The organism is Oceanobacillus sp. B139/18, assembly GCF_055524595.1.
In genome coordinates this window covers 1-20,146 of record NZ_JBVFXI010000001.1, presented here as the reverse complement: position 1 = coordinate 20,146, position 20,146 = coordinate 1, and the positions used below count along the sequence as shown (strand labels likewise).

The 20,146-nt window shown below is 39.2% G+C and carries 16 protein-coding genes; 5 read left to right on the top strand and 11 right to left on the bottom strand.

Annotation, left to right across the window (positions count from 1 at the left end; translation table 11 throughout):
- Positions 1 to 52 precede the first annotated feature (52 nt).
- Positions 53 to 1,624, top strand: a complete 1,572-nt coding sequence (locus ACZSMY_RS00080) for a peptide chain release factor 3 (RefSeq protein WP_212929542.1) — start codon at positions 53 to 55, stop codon at positions 1,622 to 1,624.
- Positions 1,625 to 1,818: 194 nt separating this feature from the next.
- On the opposite strand, the gene helD is transcribed toward ACZSMY_RS00080, so the two are convergent.
- From helD to trmB, 5 genes are all read right to left on the bottom strand, one after another.
- On the bottom strand, positions 1,819 to 4,128 hold the full coding sequence (helD, locus tag ACZSMY_RS00075) for an RNA polymerase recycling motor HelD (protein ID WP_332093811.1): 2,310 nt from the start codon (positions 4,126 to 4,128) through the stop codon (positions 1,819 to 1,821).
- Between the two features lie 265 nt (positions 4,129 to 4,393).
- Positions 4,394 to 5,623, bottom strand: coding sequence for a Zn-dependent hydrolase (locus ACZSMY_RS00070; RefSeq protein ID WP_193064369.1), 1,230 nt, complete (start codon positions 5,621 to 5,623; stop codon positions 4,394 to 4,396).
- Between the two features lie 20 nt (positions 5,624 to 5,643).
- Positions 5,644 to 6,831: a hypothetical protein gene (locus ACZSMY_RS00065; protein ID WP_042535576.1), complete on the bottom strand. Its 1,188-nt coding sequence runs from the start codon at positions 6,829 to 6,831 to the stop codon at positions 5,644 to 5,646.
- Between the two features lie 570 nt (positions 6,832 to 7,401).
- Positions 7,402 to 8,667 carry a uracil permease gene (uraA, locus tag ACZSMY_RS00060; RefSeq protein WP_465147627.1) on the bottom strand — a complete coding sequence of 422 codons (1,266 nt, stop codon included), beginning with the start codon at positions 8,665 to 8,667 and terminating at the stop codon, positions 7,402 to 7,404.
- A 382-nt stretch (positions 8,668 to 9,049) separates the two neighbouring features.
- Complete coding sequence (trmB, locus tag ACZSMY_RS00055) at positions 9,050 to 9,691, bottom strand: tRNA (guanosine(46)-N7)-methyltransferase TrmB (RefSeq protein WP_042535580.1); 642 nt, start codon at positions 9,689 to 9,691, stop codon at positions 9,050 to 9,052.
- 89 nt (positions 9,692 to 9,780) lie between these two features.
- On the opposite strand from trmB, the gene ACZSMY_RS00050 reads away from it, so the two are divergent.
- The gene (locus tag ACZSMY_RS00050) at positions 9,781 to 10,062 is read left to right on the top strand and encodes a YtzH-like family protein (RefSeq protein WP_042535581.1); all 282 of its coding nucleotides are present in this window, start codon (positions 9,781 to 9,783) and stop codon (positions 10,060 to 10,062) included.
- A gap of 16 nt (positions 10,063 to 10,078) precedes the next feature.
- On the opposite strand, the gene ACZSMY_RS00045 is transcribed toward ACZSMY_RS00050, so the two are convergent.
- From ACZSMY_RS00045 to ACZSMY_RS00020, 6 genes are all read right to left on the bottom strand, one after another.
- Positions 10,079 to 10,897: a phosphotransferase family protein gene (locus tag ACZSMY_RS00045; RefSeq protein ID WP_042535584.1), complete on the bottom strand. Its 819-nt coding sequence runs from the start codon at positions 10,895 to 10,897 to the stop codon at positions 10,079 to 10,081.
- Between the two features lie 320 nt (positions 10,898 to 11,217).
- Positions 11,218 to 12,123, bottom strand: a complete 906-nt coding sequence (locus ACZSMY_RS00040) for a diacylglycerol/lipid kinase family protein (protein WP_256704930.1) — start codon at positions 12,121 to 12,123, stop codon at positions 11,218 to 11,220.
- Between the two features lie 7 nt (positions 12,124 to 12,130).
- Positions 12,131 to 13,072 carry a nuclease-related domain-containing protein gene (locus ACZSMY_RS00035; RefSeq protein ID WP_256704931.1) on the bottom strand — a complete coding sequence of 314 codons (942 nt, stop codon included), beginning with the start codon at positions 13,070 to 13,072 and terminating at the stop codon, positions 12,131 to 12,133.
- A 104-nt stretch (positions 13,073 to 13,176) separates the two neighbouring features.
- Positions 13,177 to 13,752 (bottom strand): RNA 2',3'-cyclic phosphodiesterase, encoded by a 576-nt coding sequence (gene thpR, locus ACZSMY_RS00030; protein WP_465147379.1) that lies wholly within the window; start codon positions 13,750 to 13,752, stop codon positions 13,177 to 13,179.
- A gap of 12 nt (positions 13,753 to 13,764) precedes the next feature.
- Positions 13,765 to 14,490, bottom strand: coding sequence for a pseudouridine synthase (locus ACZSMY_RS00025; RefSeq protein WP_042535590.1), 726 nt, complete (start codon positions 14,488 to 14,490; stop codon positions 13,765 to 13,767).
- 11 nt (positions 14,491 to 14,501) lie between these two features.
- Positions 14,502 to 16,121: a putative polysaccharide biosynthesis protein gene (locus ACZSMY_RS00020; RefSeq protein WP_289585430.1), complete on the bottom strand. Its 1,620-nt coding sequence runs from the start codon at positions 16,119 to 16,121 to the stop codon at positions 14,502 to 14,504.
- Positions 16,122 to 16,377: 256 nt separating this feature from the next.
- On the opposite strand from ACZSMY_RS00020, the gene ACZSMY_RS00015 reads away from it, so the two are divergent.
- The 3 genes from ACZSMY_RS00015 to ACZSMY_RS00005 all read left to right on the top strand — a co-directional run bounded on the left by ACZSMY_RS00015 (position 16,378) and on the right by ACZSMY_RS00005 (position 19,354).
- On the top strand, positions 16,378 to 17,649 hold the full coding sequence (locus ACZSMY_RS00015) for a BaiN/RdsA family NAD(P)/FAD-dependent oxidoreductase (RefSeq protein ID WP_465147378.1): 1,272 nt from the start codon (positions 16,378 to 16,380) through the stop codon (positions 17,647 to 17,649).
- 116 nt (positions 17,650 to 17,765) lie between these two features.
- Positions 17,766 to 17,960, top strand: coding sequence for a hypothetical protein (locus ACZSMY_RS00010; protein ID WP_042535593.1), 195 nt, complete (start codon positions 17,766 to 17,768; stop codon positions 17,958 to 17,960).
- Positions 17,961 to 18,184: 224 nt separating this feature from the next.
- On the top strand, positions 18,185 to 19,354 hold the full coding sequence (locus tag ACZSMY_RS00005) for a dicarboxylate/amino acid:cation symporter (protein ID WP_465147377.1): 1,170 nt from the start codon (positions 18,185 to 18,187) through the stop codon (positions 19,352 to 19,354).
- The last annotated feature ends 792 nt before the right edge of the window (positions 19,355 to 20,146 follow it).

Here is a 20,146-nt window from a genome sequence, read left to right as displayed (position 1 = left end):
CACGTATAAAGCTGTAAAAGATGGATCAGTCTATGATAGAAAGGATTTCACTATGTCAATTCAAGAAGAAGTACAGAAAAGAAAAACATTTGCGATTATCTCGCATCCCGATGCCGGGAAGACAACAATGACAGAAAAATTACTGTTATATGGCAACCTTATCCGTTCAGCAGGAACAGTCAAAGGGAAAAAATCCGGCAAATTCGCTACATCCGACTGGATGGAAATTGAGAAACAACGTGGTATTTCGGTTACATCCAGTGTCATGAACTTTGAATATGAGGGTTTTCATATCAATATTTTAGATACCCCGGGACACGAAGATTTCAGTGAGGATACGTACCGGACTTTAACCGCTGTTGACAGTGTTGTGATGATTATTGATTCTACGAAAGGAATTGAAGCACAGACCATCAAACTGTTCAAGGTTTGCCGGATGCGCGGAATTCCTATCTTTACTTTTATGAATAAATTAGACCGGGAAGGAAAAGAGCCATTAGCTTTATTGGAGGAATTAGAAGAGGTATTAGAAATCGATACGTATCCAATGAACTGGCCGGCTGGCATGGGAAAAGGCTTCCTCGGAATTTTTGACCGGGAAAATGAACAATTTGTACAGCATCATCCAGGAGCAGAGGAAAGCTATATCCCTTATAAAGAATTAGAAAATCACCCAGAGTTAACTGAAAATGGAACCTACCAAGATGCAGTCAATGAACTGGAGCTTGTTGAGGAAGCTGGAAATACTTATTCTGAAGAAGCCATTTTAAACGGCGAACTTACACCTGTTTTCTTCGGAAGCGCACTTTCCCCATTCGGCGTGCAAACATTTTTTGATTCCTTTATCCGCTTAGCACCGAGTCCGACACCGCGTAAGTCGACCAAAGGTGCCGTAAAACCGGAAGAAGAAGACTTCTCTGGATTTATTTTTAAAATCCAAGCCAATATGAATCCTGCCCATCGTGATCGAATTGCTTTTCTACGTGTTTGTTCCGGAAAATTCACACGCGGGATGAGTGTTGCGTTAGCACGGACCGGGAAAGAATTAAAACTGGCTCAATCCCAACAAATGGTGGCGTCTTCCAGAGAAACCATTGAAGAAGCATACGCCGGCGATATTATCGGTATTTATGATCCCAATGCCTACCAAATCGGAGATACGTTGCTGACCGGCAAAGAAAAATATGAATTTGATGAACTGCCGCAGTTCCCGCCGGAAATCTTCAAAAAGGTCATGGCAAAAAACGCATTGAAATCGAAGCAGTTTCGTAAAGGGATTGAACAGCTTGTTCAGGAAGGCGCTATTCAGCTGTTCCGGGATAAATTAACAGATTCCTTTATTTTAGGCGCCGTCGGAGAATTGCAATATCAGGTCTTCACCTACCGCATGGAAAATGAGTACAATGCCCAAGTAATCATGGAGCCAATTGGTGAACGGATTCCAAGATGGCTAAATCCTGAGCAGGCAGATGCTTCCTTGTTTGATTCTGGAAATCTGCTGGTACGTGACCGTCATGATCAGCCGCTCGTGCTGTTCCGAAATGAATTTGCATTAAACTGGTTTAAAGATAAAAATCCAGATATTGAGCTGATTGACCTTTTTGAGACAAATAATTATCAATAAGAAAAAATGGAGACAGGATTGGATATCATTCTGTCTCCGTTTTTATTATTTGCCAATCTCCAGAGAAGAAAAACTGCAACTTCGGATTTTCCTTGTGTCTCGATGTTGAAAATCGCACAGTCAGTTACACTGCAATAAAAAAGGATTTCCAAACCTTTATCGCAAGGTACGGAAATCCTTCTTCATACTTTTTCTCACCTTTCCACAATCGTCGCATACCTGTATTTCTCTTTAGGAACCTCACTTAAAAAAGGAGATATTTTATCAGAGTACAATAAGGTCAAATCATGCATAGCACGGGTGCACGCGGTATAAAGCAAATATTTATCTGTAGGGTGTGAATACACTTCACTGGAAGCATCTGCAAGAATCACCGCATCAAATTCAATCCCCTTTGCTAAATAGACAGGAACAACCACAACCCCTTTTTGATAGGTTTTGGTATGCTCATTAACCTGTTTGATATCTATTTCTTTATGCAGCTGTTGATATATTTTATCACAGGCACCTGCCGTCTTCGCTATAATCGCAATCGTTTCATGGCCTTCCTGCTGCTTCTCTTCTATTTTATGAAGCAATGCATCCTTTTCAGAAATGGATTTTGTCAAATGAATGACCTCTGGAAGTGAACCACTACGTTCAAAGGGTTCAACCGGTTCACTGCTCGGTGAAAAGTATGATGTGAAATCTGCAATCGGCTTCGTTGAGCGATAGCTTTTCGTTAATACGATCCGCTCCGTACTTTCCTTAAACGAAATATTCTCCTGAATCGGATTTTCCTCCGATGCATAGGAATAAATTGCCTGATTTACATCCCCAAGCAGTGTAAAACTGGCATACGGATAAAGATGCCTTAAATAAGCAAATTGAAAAGGCGTATAATCCTGTGCCTCATCCATTACAATCAGATGCGCAGGCCGGTTAACCTGGTGGCCAATCATTTCCCCTTTAAAGTAGTTATAAGCAGTTGCCAATTCCCATGGAAGCTGTTTTTTCCGGAGCTGCCTAATTGCTTCTGCTTTATATTGTTGAAGCGCACTGGTTCCATTCAATTCTGCGATAAAGTCCATATACATTTTAAATGTATTAATAAAACGGTTCTGACGGATCATATTTTGCAATGGAGCAAATGTTTTACGAATAATTTTCTCTCTCAAAACCTTTTCTTCATCCTGGATACTGCTTTCTTCATGTTCATTCTCTGCTTCATGATAAGCTTTCATATAGTCATCTTTGGTTAACAGCTGGATTTGATCCAAAACCCAATCTTTTTCGATTTCTTCCTTTTGAAATGCACGAATGCGCTGCAGCAGCCAATTTCTTAACTGCTCCATTTTATTTGGAAGACGCATATCCTTCTCCAAGGATGCAAAATAATCTTCAATCTCCGTCTTATCAATGAGTAATTCATTTCGAAAACGGATAGAGCGGAAAACAAGATTTGTTTGATTTAATTTCTCTAAATGCTGATTAATTGTGTCCATAAAAGCCGTACTGGAAAAATACTGAATTGCATCCCTTAATGATTTCTGTTTTTCTTCTTCTAACCCCATCAGCTTTTCAATCTGTTCAAAGGGGGTGTCTACATGTAATGCTTTATCTGTTCCTTTGAGAACGAATTGATGAAAGGTTTGCTGGTTGACCGGCTCCTCGCCCAATTCAGGGAGCACATTTGCTACATAGCTTGAGAATAAATCATTTGGAGATAAAAGCAGCACCTGGTCCGCTGTCAAATTAGTCCGATGATGATAAAGCAAATAGGCAATGCGCTGTAATGCTGCAGATGTTTTTCCGCTTCCCGCTGCACCTTGTACAACAAGCACCTTACTGCCGCGATGACGGATAACGGCATTTTGCTCTTGCTGAATCGTAGAAACAATCGATTTCATTTGTGTATCAGCCGCCCCGCTCAAGCTTTCCTGGAGCATCTCATCTATAATAGTTACGGAGGTGTCAAAGATTCCTTTCATTTTTCCATTCCGGATCATATATTGTCGTTTTAAGCTCATGTCGCCATTCACTGTTTCTTCCTCCGTCCGGTACTCTACCGGGCCTGGAGCATAGTCATAATAAATACTGGAAATCGGAGCCCGCCAGTCATAAATAAGAAAATCCTTCTCTTCTTCATCCATTAACGAAGAAGTACCAATATAAATTTTCTCGATTTCTTCACTGCCTTCTTCCTGAAAATCAACTCTCCCAAAGTAAGGCTGGTTTTTCAGCCGTTCTAATTGGTTCATCCGCTGATAATTTTTCCCGTAATGCCGCTCTTTCTGTGCGAGGATATTGGATTGCTGCTTAATACTTTCCTGTGTCTCAATAATGTCATCCATTTCATCCATATTAACGGTAATATCATCCCAGAATGTTTTACGTAATTCAACGACATCTTCCTTCACCTTGGAGGATTGTTCCTTCAAAGCATGTTGTTTCTTATCAATAATATCTAATACCTTCTCTAGTCGCTGATATTCAAATTCGTGGCTATCCCTTTGCTTATCCATCAACTTCCCCCTTTATTTCCGAAAACAACTGTTGACATACTTATTATTATAATGTATAATTATAATATATGGATATATATTATTCAGTATATCTTTAACTTTTATATTTTACCATCATTACATAAATTAATCAATACATCTGCAAAAGCCGGCTTGAATTTTTCAGCAGGCTTTTTTTGACCATGTTTACTCCATCGTTTCTTCTTTTTATTATCATAACATATATGATATAACCTATTAAAAAAATCCCAGTGCCAAATCGACACTAGGATTTTTCCGTTAATTTTAATGCAGTTTCGTATAATACTTCGATGCCTGCAGCAAGCTCATGGATTGCGGTCCATTCCTCCGGGCAGTGACTGAGACCGTCTTTACTCGGCACAAAAATCAATCCGACATCCGTTATATCGGAAAGGACCATCGCATCATGTCCCGCTCCGCTGTGCATGTTGATAAAAGAGGTACCTAACTGCGCACATGATGCTTCAAGTATAGAACGAATTTTCTTGTTCAGTTCCTTAGGCTGCATGTATAAGGACTGCTCTACTGCAGTCTGAATACCATTGGCTTCCCAAGAGCGAACCAGATTTTTTACTTTCTGCACGACATTTTTTACATGTGCTTCTTTGCTGGAACGGATATCCACAGAGAAAACAACTTTATCCGGAATTACATTTGCTCCGTTTGGAAATACCTGATGTCTTCCTACCGTTGTCACCGTTCCTTCTCCTTCTTCCATTGCAATCTGCGGAAGCTTGGAAATGATATTGGCAGCCGCTACTAACGCATCAGAGCGCCGATCCATCGGTGTTGTACCAGCATGTCCTGCTTTCCCGTCAATCGTTACCTCTAATTGTGTTAATCCGACAATAGATTCCACCACTCCCACGGAAATCTGCTCTTCTTCTAGAATAGGCCCCTGTTCAATATGCATTTCTAAAAATGCTTTGATTGTTTCTGGATCTCGTTTCACCTCTAATGAAGGATCCAAACCAATCTTTTTCATTGCCTCGGGGACAGAGATACCGTCCTTATCTTTGGTCTCTTGAACATCATCCTTTGAAAGATATCCGGCAATTCCTCTGGAGCCCATTAAACCGCCGCCAAACCTTGATCCTTCTTCTTCAATCATCGCAATAATTTCTAATGGATATACCGGCTTAACTTGATTATCCTGGAATAATGCAGCGATTTCTAGACCGGCAATCACACCAGCCGGACCGTCATAATCTCCGCCATGAGGAACACTGTCAAAGTGAGATCCTACAATTACACTTGGCGCATCCTTCTTTTCACCTTCCAGCTTGCCAAAAATGTTGCCGAGACCGTCTTCTCTTACTTCTAACCCATATGCTTCCATCTGCTCTTTAATATAGATACGGGCTTGTAAATCTTCTTCACTGTAAGTCAAGCGGGTGGTTCCTTCATTCGGCGTCGCTGTATATCTGCTTAATGCTTTAATATGTTTTTCAATGCGTTCCTGGTTTGCTTTCACGTAATGATTCCTCCTTCAATCTACAAGAAACTGACAAATACTCCTGCTAGTATAACAGAAACAATCGTTACGGTCACAAATCCGCCAACCAGCATCGGAGGGAGCATATGGCTCGTCAATATTTCTCTTTCCTTTGTATCCTTCGTCAATGAGGTGATCACCTCATTGGTAATTACATAATCCGCTGGAAACCCGTAAAAGGCAGTTAAGGATATTGCATATGCCATTGCTTTGCTGACCTTAAACAGCCTGCCAACAATAAAGGAGAAGATATACATTCCGATTACAGCTAAAAGAATACTTCCGACTAATAAGTAGATAATGTCAAGCATCATATCCGGGGTAGCATTTCTTAATCCGTCAAGAATATAAAGCATCAGCCCCAACATCGCAAAACCAAACCCGTTTGCCTTCTGCAGCGCCTGCTTTTCCAAGAAGCCGGCACTTCTGCCGATAACACCGAATAACAGACAAAGGACCATCGGACTGACAGATACGACTGGCTCCAGCCATGCAGATATCTGATAAGCAAGGAACCCGGTAACAGCTAATCTAAAAAATATAAAATAACTGGTATTATATTGTTCCGGGAGATTCCTAAATAACTTTGCACCTTCGTACTCTTCAGCTGCTGTTTTATTCGATGTATCAGCTTCTTTTAATTCACCGCTGCGTATTTTATTCAATAATTGCTTTCCTTCTTTTTTCAACATCACAGATGTTAAAGGATAACCTGCAAAGCCTTGCATCACATAAATAACGATTGCAAATACAGATAAGCTTACCAGACCTGCTTCTGCAGCACCTTCTGACATAATCAGTGAGGATACCAGCCCTCCCACTAACGGTGGAACGGCGACAACCATAGCCTGAAATCCGAAAAGTAAGGTGCCAAAGCTAAGCAGAAAGGCAACAACACCTAAAACACCGCCGAGAGCGATTAAAATCGTACGCCATTGCTGCTTCAGCTCCTTTAAGGATAATAGTGTCCCCATATTTACAATCAGCATGTACATCAGCACTGTAGCAACTACAGGAGGTATACCTGCTATTTCAACTATATCCTGCGGGAAAAAGGTCCAATAACCCGCTAAAAACAGAACGGCACAGACAAAAATCGACGGTACCCAAGCCTTGGTTTTGGCAGCAACCACGTCTCCAATATATAAAATCAATACAATAAGAACTAATGCAAGCATTTGTGCCATGTTCATTCATCCTCCAATTAATTAAATTATGTTTTTCCTGCTGTCTGTCCTCTAAGAGATTATGAACATTTCTATGCCCAAAGACAATCGGCTAACTATTTAAATGGTTCCGTTATATGAAAGATTCTGTGAATTACGCCTATAGATGTGTATATATTCACATATTTTTCAGACTATTAATAGAGTTTTAAATGATTTCATACTTTTATGATTCTTTTGAAGAAAATTCATAGTCTATAGTGTAAAATGCAGTCCACAAGCGTATGGAACTGCTTCGAATCTTCTATCAATAACGAAACTATTTTAGTGATAATCGAAATATTATCACCAAACAGATGGTTCGTCAATAAAAAATTTAACCAGCTTCCAGGCTGGTATGGTGCGTTTCTATTCTACTTTTTATATCAAACAACGACTGTATAGGAGTTGTTATCGCTTTCTATTTTTCATTGTTTATGCTTTCTTATTGCAAAAATTGTTATTTGAAAAAGAAAACTGCCGCTCTATATGAAATTCTCTCCAATTTCATTCGAGTGCAGTTTTCTTTCTATGCCTCATTCATATATTTATTTACTTATCCTCATTCGATAAGTTTAAAGCATCCAGCAGTTTAAAGAATAAGCTGATTAAAATGGCAACAATGGTCGCCAGCCCCATTCCTGTCAATTCTACTGCACCAAGTTCAATGCTGGCTCCGCTGACACCAATTGCCAATACTACACAGGTCAGGATAAGATTTTGCGAATTATTATAATCAATCTGCTGCTCTACAAGCATACGCAAACCGCTTACCGCGATAATCCCGAAAAGCAGTAAAGAAATACCGCCCATAACCGGTGTTGGAATAGATGAAATTAAAGCAGCAAGCTTTCCGCAGAAGGAAAGGATAATTGCTAACACCGCAGCTCCGCCGATAATCCATGTAGAATATACTCTTGTTATCGCAAGAACTCCAATATTTTCACCATATGTTGTATTTGGTGTCGATCCGAAAAAGCTGGAAAGCATCGTAGAAATACCATTACCAAATAAAGAACGGTCTAAGCCTGGATCCTTTACCATATCCTTCTTCACAATATTGCCTGTAACTACTAAATGTCCAATGTGTTCAGGCACAAGAACAAGCGCAGCCGGTAAAATAATAAGGATGTCAGACCAGTTGAACTCAATCTGATAATAGGTCGGCATTTGAATCCAGGCAGCCTCCCGTACGGAGGTAAAATCAACAATTCCAAACATCGCGGCAATCACATAACCCGTTACGATGCCTAGCAGAATCGGAATAATTTTCAGGAATCCTCTTAATGTCACCCAATAAACGATTGTGGCCCCTAACGTCAGCAAAGATACCGTTATGGCGGTCATATCTCTCGGAGCATCCGCTGCTGGCAATAATCCAGCCATATCTGCTGCTGTAGGAACAAGCTCCAACCCAATAACGGCTACAATTGCCCCCATTGCTGCCGGCGGAAAAATAACATCAATCCAGCTTGTACCCGCATATTTCACAATCACCCCGATCAGAGTCAAAACAAGGCCCACTACGAAGAAACCACCCAAGGCGGCACCATAGCCTCCTCCATCTGTCAGAACTAACGTAACTGGTGCGATAAAAGCAAAGCTCGATCCTAAATAAGCAGGAATTTTCCCTTTCGTTATAAAAATATACAGCAGTGTGCCAAACCCATTCATCATTAAAATAGTTGCTGGATCTACATTAAATAAAAGCGGTACTAAAACTGTGGAACCAAACATTGCAAATAGATGCTGCAAACTTAAAGGCAAGCTCTGTAATAATGGCAGCCGTTCATGTACTTGTATTTCTCTTGGTTTCATCAATACCTGTCCCTTCTGTATGTATTCTATATCCAATTGCTCTCTAGCTAAAAACACCTTACCAGTCCGGGGTAAGGTGTCAGAATACACAAAGGAACATTATCCATTAAATATGTGTTCCAAAAGGATGATAAAAAAGACCATAGAATCTTAAACATCATTTTTATTAAGCTTTGGAAACGTCTCTTTAAAGGACATATTTATTTTGCTTCATCCGTTTTCCTTACCAGCCTCGCGGGACTGAATTAAAGGTTCATCAAATCCATTCATATCGTATATATTATGACAAATAAACAGAAGTACTGTCAATCATTTATTTTCATCCTCTGGAACTTAAACACGTCTCGCACTGAAAGACTTGCGAATCATCAAGCTTTCTTTATTAAGATGAAAATTGTGCTGTACAGCGATAGATGACATGTCCCATGGAAGCGAATTTTTCTTCATACTCTGTCTTCACATTCGCTTCATCCTCAATAGCATGCAAATCTAAATTCACTTCTTTCAGCTTCATTCCATAGTCGGAAAAGCTGACTAATGAATACTCGAATAATCCGCGATTATCGGTTTTGAGAACGATTTGACCTGAATCCGGCAAAATATGCTGGTATTGCTCCAAGAAGCTTCTAAAGGTCAAGCGACGCTTCTCATGACGATTTTTTGGCCAAGGATCGGAGAAATTTAAATAAATTTGCCCGATTTCATTTTCTTCAAATATAGCAAGCAAATCATTCGCATCTTCATTCAATAGGCGAACATTATCTAACGTTTCTTCATCCACTTTTTGAACTGTAGAAACAATAATACTTTTCGCTACCTCGATGCCGATAAAGTTTATATCCGGGTGCTGCTTTGCCATTCCTGTAATGAATTGCCCCTTACCCGAACCAATTTCTACATGAATCGGATTATTGTTGCCAAAAACTTTTTTCCATTCCCCTTTATGTAAGCTCGGTTTCTCTAATACAATATAATTTTTTTCCTTTAAATAATCATCTGCCCATGGTTTATATCTTTGTCTCATATACGCTTTCCTCACTTTTATAGCTTTTGATGATGTGAATAATAATGCATTATCCGTTTAAACTATGCTCAGGAACGAGGTGAATTTAGATGCAACTATCTCTGCAAAACAAATTGCAATTACTGTGTGATATTTTAGACGAGCATCAATCTGATTCCTCTGTGTCTCCGAATGAACATGCTCAGTTGGAAAGGCTCACTGCTTCCCTATTAGCTCAACAAGAATTATCTGATCAGGATATCCAGGACGTCCTGACGCGCATTTACCAATATGGTAAAGATGGGGCTGCTGCATCCGATCTGACAAAACATATTGGTGATCATCAAGATCAGTTTCAGCATTGGATCAATACGGTCCAGCAAAACCTCTGATTGGTATCCCGATATGCTAAGAAACAATAAAATCTTTAATCGATTGGTTGATTTCCTGTAATTCCTTCAATCTTTGCTGGACTTTCCCTTTCTCATTACGGTCAAAGTGCCAGCATAAGAATTGGAGGTTGTCCTGCAGGAGATACCAGTACATACGAATAAACCATTGTCTGTCCGGCTCTATTCCGTAATTGATAAGCCACTCTTTCCAATCTTCCTTTGGAATATACCATTTTAAGAGCATACCAATATCCGTTGCAGGATCAGCAATGGTTCCATTATCCCAATCAATTAAATAAATGATGTTTTCTTTTGTTAAGATTAAATTATTATGGTTCATGTCACAATGACATACAGCGAGCCTTTGGTTCCTTGTATAAGGAAGCATCATTTCCAGCAAACCAATTGCTTCCAGTACCTCTTCCCGCTCATGCATTAAGCCATTATTTTCTAATTGTAAACAAAGCTGGGTGAAGCTTTCATCTGAGGTTACCGGTTTTTTCCCCATTTTTAACAGCATATGCATTAATTCCGAGGAATGATGTATTTTATACAATAAATCAGCCACAGATTGCTGCTTCATTTCTTCTTCATTCAAAGAACGCCCTTCCAGCCATTCTTGAGCGGTAATAACATCACCATTTTCTATTCGCTTTGTCCAAATAAGCTTTGGTACAATTCCTTCTGCAGAGAGTACAGCTAAGAAAGGCGATGTGTTCCGTTTCAAAAACAATCGCTTTCCATTTTTTTCAGCTATAAATGCCTCGCCGGTCAAACCTCCAGCCGGTCTGACAAGCCATCCTGTACCTAAAGCATGTTCGAGCCAGTTAATCATAATGTCTTCCCATCTTTCAAAATTAGCATTCAAGTGCGTGTTCAAGAAACATCCGAAAAATCTTTATTCATCAATAGACCATTCTTGCTTTTTATCTGGTTATAAATCAGATAGACAAGCAATCCTTCTCTATTTCCGATAAATAATATGATTCTTTTTCATGTGTTAAGTCTTTATTGTATCTAGAAATGATCAAAATTACAATATCTACATGCATTATTAATAATATTAAAATATAATAAAATTTCAATCAATCTGCTTTTTCTACTATATTATCATGGAGAATCGTCTGTAAATCTCCTACTGAATAAAGTTTCTATTTATATAATATGTACTGCCCGTTGATCCTTTGTAATCAGACAAGTACGGAGCCTTCCATTTTCTCCATCTGCCTGATAGCGGACTGGTGAATCAGCCTCTATCACCAGCTCCTTCGTCCGAAATAATTCTACTTCCTTTAAAAAACGATGCAGGCCAAAAATAATCAGCAGGAATAATAATAGAATTTTCTTTCTGGATATCTGATGAACAATCAGTATGGATAGATATTCCTGATGCAGGACTGCATGTGGTACTACCTTTAACCCTCCGCCGCAATAGGGATGATTTGCTGCAGAAATGAGCCAGACATTTTGCAATGTCCTTACCTTTCCATCGTATTTCAAACGAATATTCATCGGTTGAAAGCTCCAGATTACCCGGATTAATGCAATCAGGTAAATCAGCTTCCCCAAACCCAGACGATTGAGCCAGCCCTTTAATCGAGATTTATTTGCTGCTTCTGTCGTTATTGCATCTATCCCGACACCGATACTATTGATAAATTTTTTGTTCTCACTGTTGTCCAGTTGAACCCTGCCATTCCAATAGCAGTACCTATCCGGACTTGAAATGATTTTCTGCCATTGCTTCTCTGCATTCCGATTTTGACCGGTCCCTCTGGCAAAATCATTTCCAGAACCGGTCGGAATAAAAGAAACCGGCACTTCTTGGTTCACCCAGCCATTCATTACTTCATGCATGGTTCCGTCTCCGCCGATAACGATAACATGCTTTATCCTTCTATCCCCGGAATAATTTGCAGCAATCACTTTGCCCTCCCCAGGTGCGTCAGTAAATAAAGTTTTTTGCTCGATGCTGTGAAAACTTTCCATCTTTTGAATATGCTCAAAGGCCTGCTTTGCTTTCCCATTCCCAGCATGGGGATTCACAATCAATAAATACATCGTCAGCTTACTCTGCTTCCCATTCCGGTCTCAGAAAAGAATGCGATAAGCTGTTTCTTAACAAGGATTCAGCCACACTGAGCTGCCTCTTTTTCAGCGGTAAATGAATAGATCGCTTCTCTTTAAACCATTCCGGGAAGGAGAGCTTATCGATAATTTCTGTCTGGTAAGGTGCGGTGGCATATAAAATACGATTAATTCTGGATATCACTGTTTTTTTAATCGGAATATCGATATTCTCTTCCTTCAGAAAACGTTCAATCCATTTTTCCGACCGTTTTAACGAAATTAATGGATTGACCAGCCGCCCCGGCTCTTCATTATTTTTAGCAGTAATGGTCCAGGTACGTTCGTCTCCAGCCATAATTACTTCGTCTGTATCCAGTTCAACAAATGATAGTATTTCTACTCCAATTGGTGTGATAAGTATAATATCTGTCTCCACTGCCGCTTGCTTCACTTCAAATATAGGACGGTACATCACAAGATATGTATCTGGAAACCGCTGCAGCAAAAATCGTAATAATGGATCATTATAATAATTCGAATCAACGACAGAAACCTGCGAAACAGTGGATGATGCCCATTTCATCTGAATTTCCAATATGCGATCCAGAAAAACCTGCTTTAATTCTTCTTCCGTATCAGGGAGCTTTAATAACGGTTTATTCCGTTTTACGATTTCTTCGTCTGGAGTCAAATCCTCTACAACAACCGGTGATTTGATAAATCGTTCTTTCCATTTTTGCAGCAGTGAGTTTTTTTCCTTTACCTCTTCTGCTTCCGGCTGTGCCTCTTGTTTGGTCTCCTCCTTCAGAGATGGATCAAGCCATTCCGAATAGAACTGTTCCCACTGTTCTTTCTTTTGTCTGATATATTGAGTGGGGTAACGATAGGTATCCCACTCATATCTGGAAATATAATCCTGTAGCTTAATTAACTGTGCCATCTATCCTATTCTCTCCTTTTTCTCATCAGAAAACCTGCTACGCTTCTAGTTGCCATTGAAAGGTCTGCAAACTGTCCCTTCACACACTTATTTGTAAATGAGATTCAGCTAAATGACTCATGACGCAATGGAAAACGCTGAATGATTTCATATTTCGGAGTGGAAGAAGGATGTACCTTGTATAGCTCCACCGCATCCACGTTAAATGCTTCAGCTAAGGAAGGCATATTGGATATTATTTTATTCCAGCTGTCTTCTGTTACGGTTTTCTTTTGATCTGCCCATTTCTTAGCGATAGTAATATGCGGAGTATACGCTCTCTTCTCATTTTTATAGCCGATAATTTCACAAATCTGTACTACTTGCTGCTGTATGCGGTTCAACATTGGATTATTTTCCACCCCCAGCCATAAAACCCTTGGCTGATGTTTATTTCCAAAAGTACCTAAGCCTGTTCTGTTTAAATCAAATGCTGTGTAAGCTGTGATAGAATAAAGCTCATTCCGGAGAGTTTCTATCGACTTTTCACCTACTTCTCCTAAAAAAGCAAGCGTAATATGAAAATCTTCCTTATCCGTCCATTGCTTAAAAGGAAGATGCTGCATGAAATGCTTCTGCCATTCTGTCAGCTGCTCTGCCAACAATGGCTTTACCTGGATACCTATAAAATAATGAGACATGGTCATAACCCCTTATTTCTTTAAACTGTAGCAATAAGCTACTTCCTCCTCGGTCAGCGGGCGGTAAGCTCCCCGCGCCAATTGGTCATCTAGGGTTAATTCTCCCATTCGATGTCGCTTTAAATAGATAACCTTCCCCTGAACCGCTTCAAACATCCGTTTAATCTGATGAAATTTTCCTTCCGTAATTTCTATTTGTACTTCAGAAATCCCCGATTCTTCATCTACAGATAATATTTCCAGTTTAGCTGGTTTAGTAAAGTAACCATCTTCCAGCGTAACTCCATCAGCAAATTGTTGGATTACATCCCGAGGCAGATCCCCCTTCACCTTGGCACGATACATTTTCGGTATATTTTTATTCGGAGAAGTCAGGTGGTGGCCTAAATCTCCATCATTTGTAATTAATAATAAACCTTCTGTATCTTTATCCAGCCTCCCCACTGGGAAAGGCTGGAAATGTCTTTCCTGTTCGGATAACAAGTCAATGACCGTCTTATCCTTTGCATCGACCGTTGCCGATACAACTCCGGGAGGCTTGTGAAGCATCAAATAAATAAATTCCTGATAAATGACAGGCTCTCCATCTACATGGATATTGTCTATATCTGGATTTACTTTTATCGAACCGTCTTTGACCACATGATTATTTAAAGTGACTTTTTTCGCTTTTAACAGCTGTTTTACTTCTTTCCTGCTTCCAACAGCCATATTTGCCAATAATTTATCTAATCGCATAGGAGAACTCCTTATTTTTTGCGTTTCAATCGATTTAAGCCTGGTATATTCCCTTGAAAGATATGTTCTAACAATGTTGATTTATACGCTAAAAATAGATAGAATAGTCCGCCTGCAGATATACCGATGAAAAGCATCATCGTCGTTGCCCAGCGTTCCTCCTGATATGGCAGAAAGAAGCTGAAACCAAATTTTAACACTGCAATAACGAAGCACATCATTCCTGTAAAAATCAAAATTAAAATCGTTCGCTTTATTGTTTGTTTATAAGAAAAATCAGCACTTCTTTTTATTCGGATTAAATTAAGCAAAACAGCAATACCTGCTGCAATTGCCGTACCTAAAATGGCTCCTTGTCCGCCGAACATATGAATAAACTGACTGTTGAATAATACTTTTACCAAAAGACCGGCCAATAAACTGATAACCGCATAATTTTGCTGATCAAGGCCCTGCAGCATCCCAGCTGTTACTGTAATCAGGCCAAAGAGCAATGCCACTGGAGCATATAAGGCCATCAATTTCCCTGTAATCTCAATATCTTCCAGCGTAAATAACGAACCAAAAATTTCATCGGAAAGAATTGCAATTCCTGCAGCTGCCGGAATGACAAATACCATGATAACCTGTAAAGCCTGGTTAATTAGTTTTGTATAAGTAGTTTGATCGTTTTGTGTAAAAGCATTCGTTAACGATGGCAGCATCGCCATAGATAACCCTGTAGCGATAGTCATCGGTATAATAACTATTTTATGTCCCAAGTTATTGATAACAGCCAATTCTGTATCATATGTTGCTCCTCTGCCGCTGGCAACCATGGCAGGCTGAAATGTAAACTGATCAACAAGCTGATATAGCGGGATAGCTAGACCAACTAATACAAATGGACCGGCATATCGAAATAATTCCTTAAATAAATCGACCGTGCGAAAATCATGTGTCGTCTTCTGGTTTGCAATTTTCTTATCAATAAACGGTTTTCTTTTTCTCCAATACCAGAAAAGAACCAAACAAGCTGCCAGGGCGCCGATTAAAGCTGCAAATGCAGCAAAACCTACTGCTAAAGTAATCGACCCGTTAAAGTAATTTACAATAATATAAGAGCCGAGCAGAATAGCTATAATGCGCACAATTTGTTCTATGGTTTGGGAGATAGCCGTCGGCCCCATGGACTGATTCCCCTGAAAAAATCCCCGGACAATACTCATTGCCGGAATAACAATCAGTGCAAAGCTGACCATACGGATAACAAAGGCGATATCATCCGGGGTTATTGGTCCGCCTTCTCCTTTAATTTGTTGTGCTCCTATCCAATCAGCTGATAAAAACATCACAAGGAATGCAACAACGCCAGTGACTAGCATTAATGCACTGCCGGCACGGAACATCCGCATCCCAATTTGATAATCACCTAAAGCGTTATATTTGGATACAAATTTTGATACTGCCGCCGGTATGCCGACTGTGGATAAACTAATAAAAATACTGTAAGGTGTGTACGCATATACAAACAGCGCATTACCTGTCGTACCAACGATTGCAAAAAACGGGATAACAAAAATCATTCCTAAAAACTTGGACAGGAACGACGCACCTGATAAAAGCATCGTTCCTCGTAGCATATTTGACATTGTAACTTTTTCACCTACAATTAGATTAATAAAATAGATTGCTTTATTTTAGCACTTCCTATTAATTTTAGCATACTTTTTGTCTACATTGCTTGATTTAATCTGCTAAAAAACGACAAATAAATTTCATTTCATTCTATTACATCCTAAGCAGCCCTCATTTCCCTTATGATATATAGAAGAAATTTTTTATCAGGATTGTACATTTTTATAGAAAGTGCTACGATACGGAAGGAAAAGAAAGGAATGAGAAACCTTGGATTATGATGTTGTCGTCATCGGCGGAGGACCATCTGGATTAATGGCAGCTATATCTGCTGCAGAGCACGGCGCCAAAACACTGCTGATTGAAAAAGGAAAAAAGCTGGGCAAGAAATTAGCCATCTCCGGCGGAGGCCGCTGTAATGTAACAAACCGTTTACCGCAGGAGGAAGTAATAAAACATATTCCTGGCAATGGTAAATTTTTATATAGTGCTTTTTCAGTGTTTAATAATTATGATATTATCGATTATTTTGAAGGTCTCGGGATTGCTTTAAAGGAGGAAGATCATGGCAGAATGTTTCCAGAATCCAACAAAGCAATGGATGTGGTTAATGCACTTATTAATCAATTAAAAGAACAAGGTGTCACCGTAAAAATGAATACAAAAGCAGCTGCAATAGAATATGGGGAGAATCTGCACAAGGTACACTTCGATGAAGAACCTTCTATAGAAGCTGCCGCCATCGTTCTGGCAGCCGGCGGAAAAGCGGTACCTCACACTGGCTCGACAGGTGATGCTTATCCATGGGCTAAAATTGCCGGTCATACGGTAACGACACTTTACCCGACAGAAGTAGCGCTCACCTCGAAAGAAGCCTTTATTAAGCAAAAAAAACTTCAAGGCTTATCTCTAAGAGATATTCGTTTAAGCGTATTAAATAAACGGGGAAAACCAATTATCACCCATCAGATGGATATGATTTTCACTCATTTTGGTATTTCCGGTCCTGCCGTTTTGCGCTGTTCCCAGTTTGTCGTTAAAGAGCTGATGCGGGGCAGAGATGCTGTAGAAATGCATCTCGATATTTTACCCGAAATAACCGAAGATGATTTATTTAAACAAATCATGCATACCCTTGAAGATAATCCAAAAAAAGCGTTTAAAAATGCAGTCAAAGGACTGATTCCTGAACGTCTTCTTGACTATTTAATGGAAACGCATGACATCGGCTCTGAACAAAAATGTGCCAATATCTCGAAAAACACCATGCTTCAATTTACAAAAGAAATTAAAAATTTCTCCTTCCAAGTACACGGCAGTCTTCCAATGGAAAAAGCTTTTGTTACTGGCGGAGGTATTTCAATTAAAGAAATTGTACCAAACACCATGAAATCAAAAATCATGCATGGCCTATATTTTTGCGGAGAAATTTTAGATATACAGGGCTATACAGGCGGGTATAATATTACTTCTGCACTCGTTACCGGAAGAATAGCCGGCATGAATGCAGCCTTAGATACAACTATAGATGCTGTTAATTAATGTCTTTCATAATTTATTTTCCTCTGGAAATAATAAGCCTGTCTGAGCTGGCCGTCTATCAACTGGCCAGCTTTTACTAACTGTCTTTTTCACATATGTTGAAAGGAAGGATTAGTATGGAAAAAAACTCAATTTGGCTTCCATTGGTTGCCTCTGTCGGTATTGGTGCAGCCACTTTTTATTCTATGACCAATCAACAACAAAATGTAGGTCAGGCTTTGCAGCAAGCAGCTCCTTTTTTCAGCTCTAAACAAAAATCAGGTTCAGGAAACAAGGAGACGGAAACATTAGGACCATTTGGAATGAGTTAATATCTCAGACTGGGAAGTATCCTCCGGGATGCTTCTCTTTTCTATATTCTACAAAAAATAATAATCTTGGGCTGCATTTCTAAACCATTTGAAACATATGAATAAATAGCTGACTTCCTTTCTTTTTCCATTCGTTTTACTTAATAAAGTCTGGCTATCGTCTTAATTTTGAGTTATACTATGTCCGTTACATATTATTTACAAACCAGATTGGAGAGTTTCTTATGCAACGCTTTGGTTTATTATTTCGTATTATTATTGCAATTGCTCTCGGTATTATTGTCGGAATAATTGCAAATGATTGGCTTATTCGATTGTTCGCCACATTTAATGATATTTTTGGCGGATTCCTCAGCTTTATCATCCCGCTAATTATTTTAGGGTTTATCGCACCCGGAATTGGTTATATGGGAAAAGGAGCCGGAAAATTATTATCGATTACAGCTTTAATTGCTTATGTATCAACTATCTTCGCTGGTATTGTAGCATATACAGCTGCAAGCAATCTGTATCCATCTATTTTAAGCGGACAGTCATTAACAATGTTTAATGACCCAAGCGGCGCACTGCTGGAAGGTTTTTTGGATTTTGAGCTTCATCCGCCTTTTGAAGTAATTACCGCACTTATTCTTTCGTTTATTTTAGGAATTGGAATGGCAGCATTAAAAAATGATACGTTATTAAAAGTATTTACTGATTTTCGCTCTATTGTCGAATTAGTTATCAGCAAAGCAATTATTCCATTACTGCCAATTCATATTTTTGGAATCTTTGCCAACATGACACATGCAGGACAGGTCGCTTCTATTTTACAAGTATTCGCAGTTGTCTTTGTGATGATTATTCTGTTACATGTTTTATATTTAATCTTTCAGTATTCAGTTGCTGGAGCATTGAGTAAACAGAATCCTTTCCGGATGTTAAAAACCATGCTGCCGGCTTATTTCACAGCGCTTGGAACTCAATCCTCCGCTGCTACAATACCTGTTACATTAGCACAGTCCAAAAAATTAAAGGTAAAAAGCAATATTGCTGATTTCACGATTCCTTTACTTGCTAATATTCATTTATCAGGAAGCACTATTACCCTGTTAAGCTGTGCAACTGCAGTTTTATTTTTACAGGGAGACTCCATCACATTTGGATCTGTTTTTCCTTTCTTACTTGTATTGGGAGTGACGATGATTGCAGCGCCTGGGGTACCTGGCGGAGCTGTTATGGCTTCTATCGGCCTGCTTGAATCCATGTTAGGCTTCGGGCCGACAATGGTATCCTTAATGATTGCACTATATCTTGCTCAAGACAGCTTAGGTACAGCATGTAATGTTACCGGAGACGGAGCGATTACAAGTATAACAGATTCCATTAATAACCGATGGAATATATCTAAATAAGGAAAAAGACGAGAAGTACCATTAAACCTGGATACTTCTCGTCTTTTTAGTATGTAATTTAAAATTCAAATATCGAAAAGGAACGAAGTTAAAAAAACAAGAATACAGCTTGTTCTTTAAAACTTCGGTGTGCTTGCCAAGAAGATGTCCGCTACGACGGTTTTCGATGAGACGAGTAATCGCAGTCCCGGTCCCAGGGCAAAGATCTCGCAGAAAAAAAGCGAATTTCTTTTTTACCCTCGAAGCATAAGCGCGACTTTAGCTCTGTCTGTCGTTTCGCTAATCGCTGAGTCTTCTTTATCGCAGGGTACAACGCGAAGTCTCTAAAGTTTGGCGCTCGGAGCTGGACGCGGCTTTTTTCTATAAATAGTTATCCACAAAGCAATAATTCTATAATTTCCTATGCCACAAAAAAATACACTCATTTTCCTCTCCCGGATAATCGGTATAGAATGGATTTATGAGATATATCCAATATAAAGAAAGTCCTTCATTGTATATGTTTCTTATCGTGGATTTTTATGAATGTCTTCAAATAATACATACACATTTGAAGAGGTTCACCATACAGCACGTATATTTCAAAGACAGTACACCAATAAAATTCTATTTTTTATGTATGATTATAATAACAGCTAAATAGAAGTACTAAAAACTTGTATTAATGCTAGCTTATAAATAGAATGCTTGGTCGATGTTTATCCTAGCGATTTTTCGTTCAGTAACATTCTTTCATATATTTCTAAATAAAAAAAGAGCTAAGCATGATGCTTAACTCTTTTTCAATATGCT

What these genes read in the sequence shown, in the direction of transcription:
- ACZSMY_RS00080 (WP_212929542.1), top strand. Translation starts at nt 53, where the DNA reads ATGTCAATTCAAGAAGAAGTACAGAAAAGAAAAACATTTGCGATTATC.
- helD (WP_332093811.1), bottom strand. Translation starts at nt 4,128, where the DNA reads ATGGATAAGCAAAGGGATAGCCACGAATTTGAATATCAGCGACTAGAG.
- ACZSMY_RS00065 (WP_042535576.1), bottom strand. Translation starts at nt 6,831, where the DNA reads ATGGCACAAATGCTTGCATTAGTTCTTATTGTATTGATTTTATATATT.
- uraA (WP_465147627.1), bottom strand. Translation starts at nt 8,667, where the DNA reads ATGAAACCAAGAGAAATACAAGTACATGAACGGCTGCCATTATTACAG.
- trmB (WP_042535580.1), bottom strand. Translation starts at nt 9,691, where the DNA reads ATGAGACAAAGATATAAACCATGGGCAGATGATTATTTAAAGGAAAAA.
- ACZSMY_RS00050 (WP_042535581.1), top strand. Translation starts at nt 9,781, where the DNA reads ATGCAACTATCTCTGCAAAACAAATTGCAATTACTGTGTGATATTTTA.
- ACZSMY_RS00045 (WP_042535584.1), bottom strand. Translation starts at nt 10,897, where the DNA reads ATGATTAACTGGCTCGAACATGCTTTAGGTACAGGATGGCTTGTCAGA.
- ACZSMY_RS00040 (WP_256704930.1), bottom strand. Translation starts at nt 12,123, where the DNA reads ATGTATTTATTGATTGTGAATCCCCATGCTGGGAATGGGAAAGCAAAG.
- ACZSMY_RS00035 (WP_256704931.1), bottom strand. Translation starts at nt 13,072, where the DNA reads ATGGCACAGTTAATTAAGCTACAGGATTATATTTCCAGATATGAGTGG.
- thpR (WP_465147379.1), bottom strand. Translation starts at nt 13,752, where the DNA reads ATGTCTCATTATTTTATAGGTATCCAGGTAAAGCCATTGTTGGCAGAG.
- ACZSMY_RS00025 (WP_042535590.1), bottom strand. Translation starts at nt 14,490, where the DNA reads ATGCGATTAGATAAATTATTGGCAAATATGGCTGTTGGAAGCAGGAAA.
- ACZSMY_RS00020 (WP_289585430.1), bottom strand. Translation starts at nt 16,121, where the DNA reads ATGTCAAATATGCTACGAGGAACGATGCTTTTATCAGGTGCGTCGTTC.
- ACZSMY_RS00010 (WP_042535593.1), top strand. Translation starts at nt 17,766, where the DNA reads ATGGAAAAAAACTCAATTTGGCTTCCATTGGTTGCCTCTGTCGGTATT.
- ACZSMY_RS00005 (WP_465147377.1), top strand. Translation starts at nt 18,185, where the DNA reads ATGCAACGCTTTGGTTTATTATTTCGTATTATTATTGCAATTGCTCTC.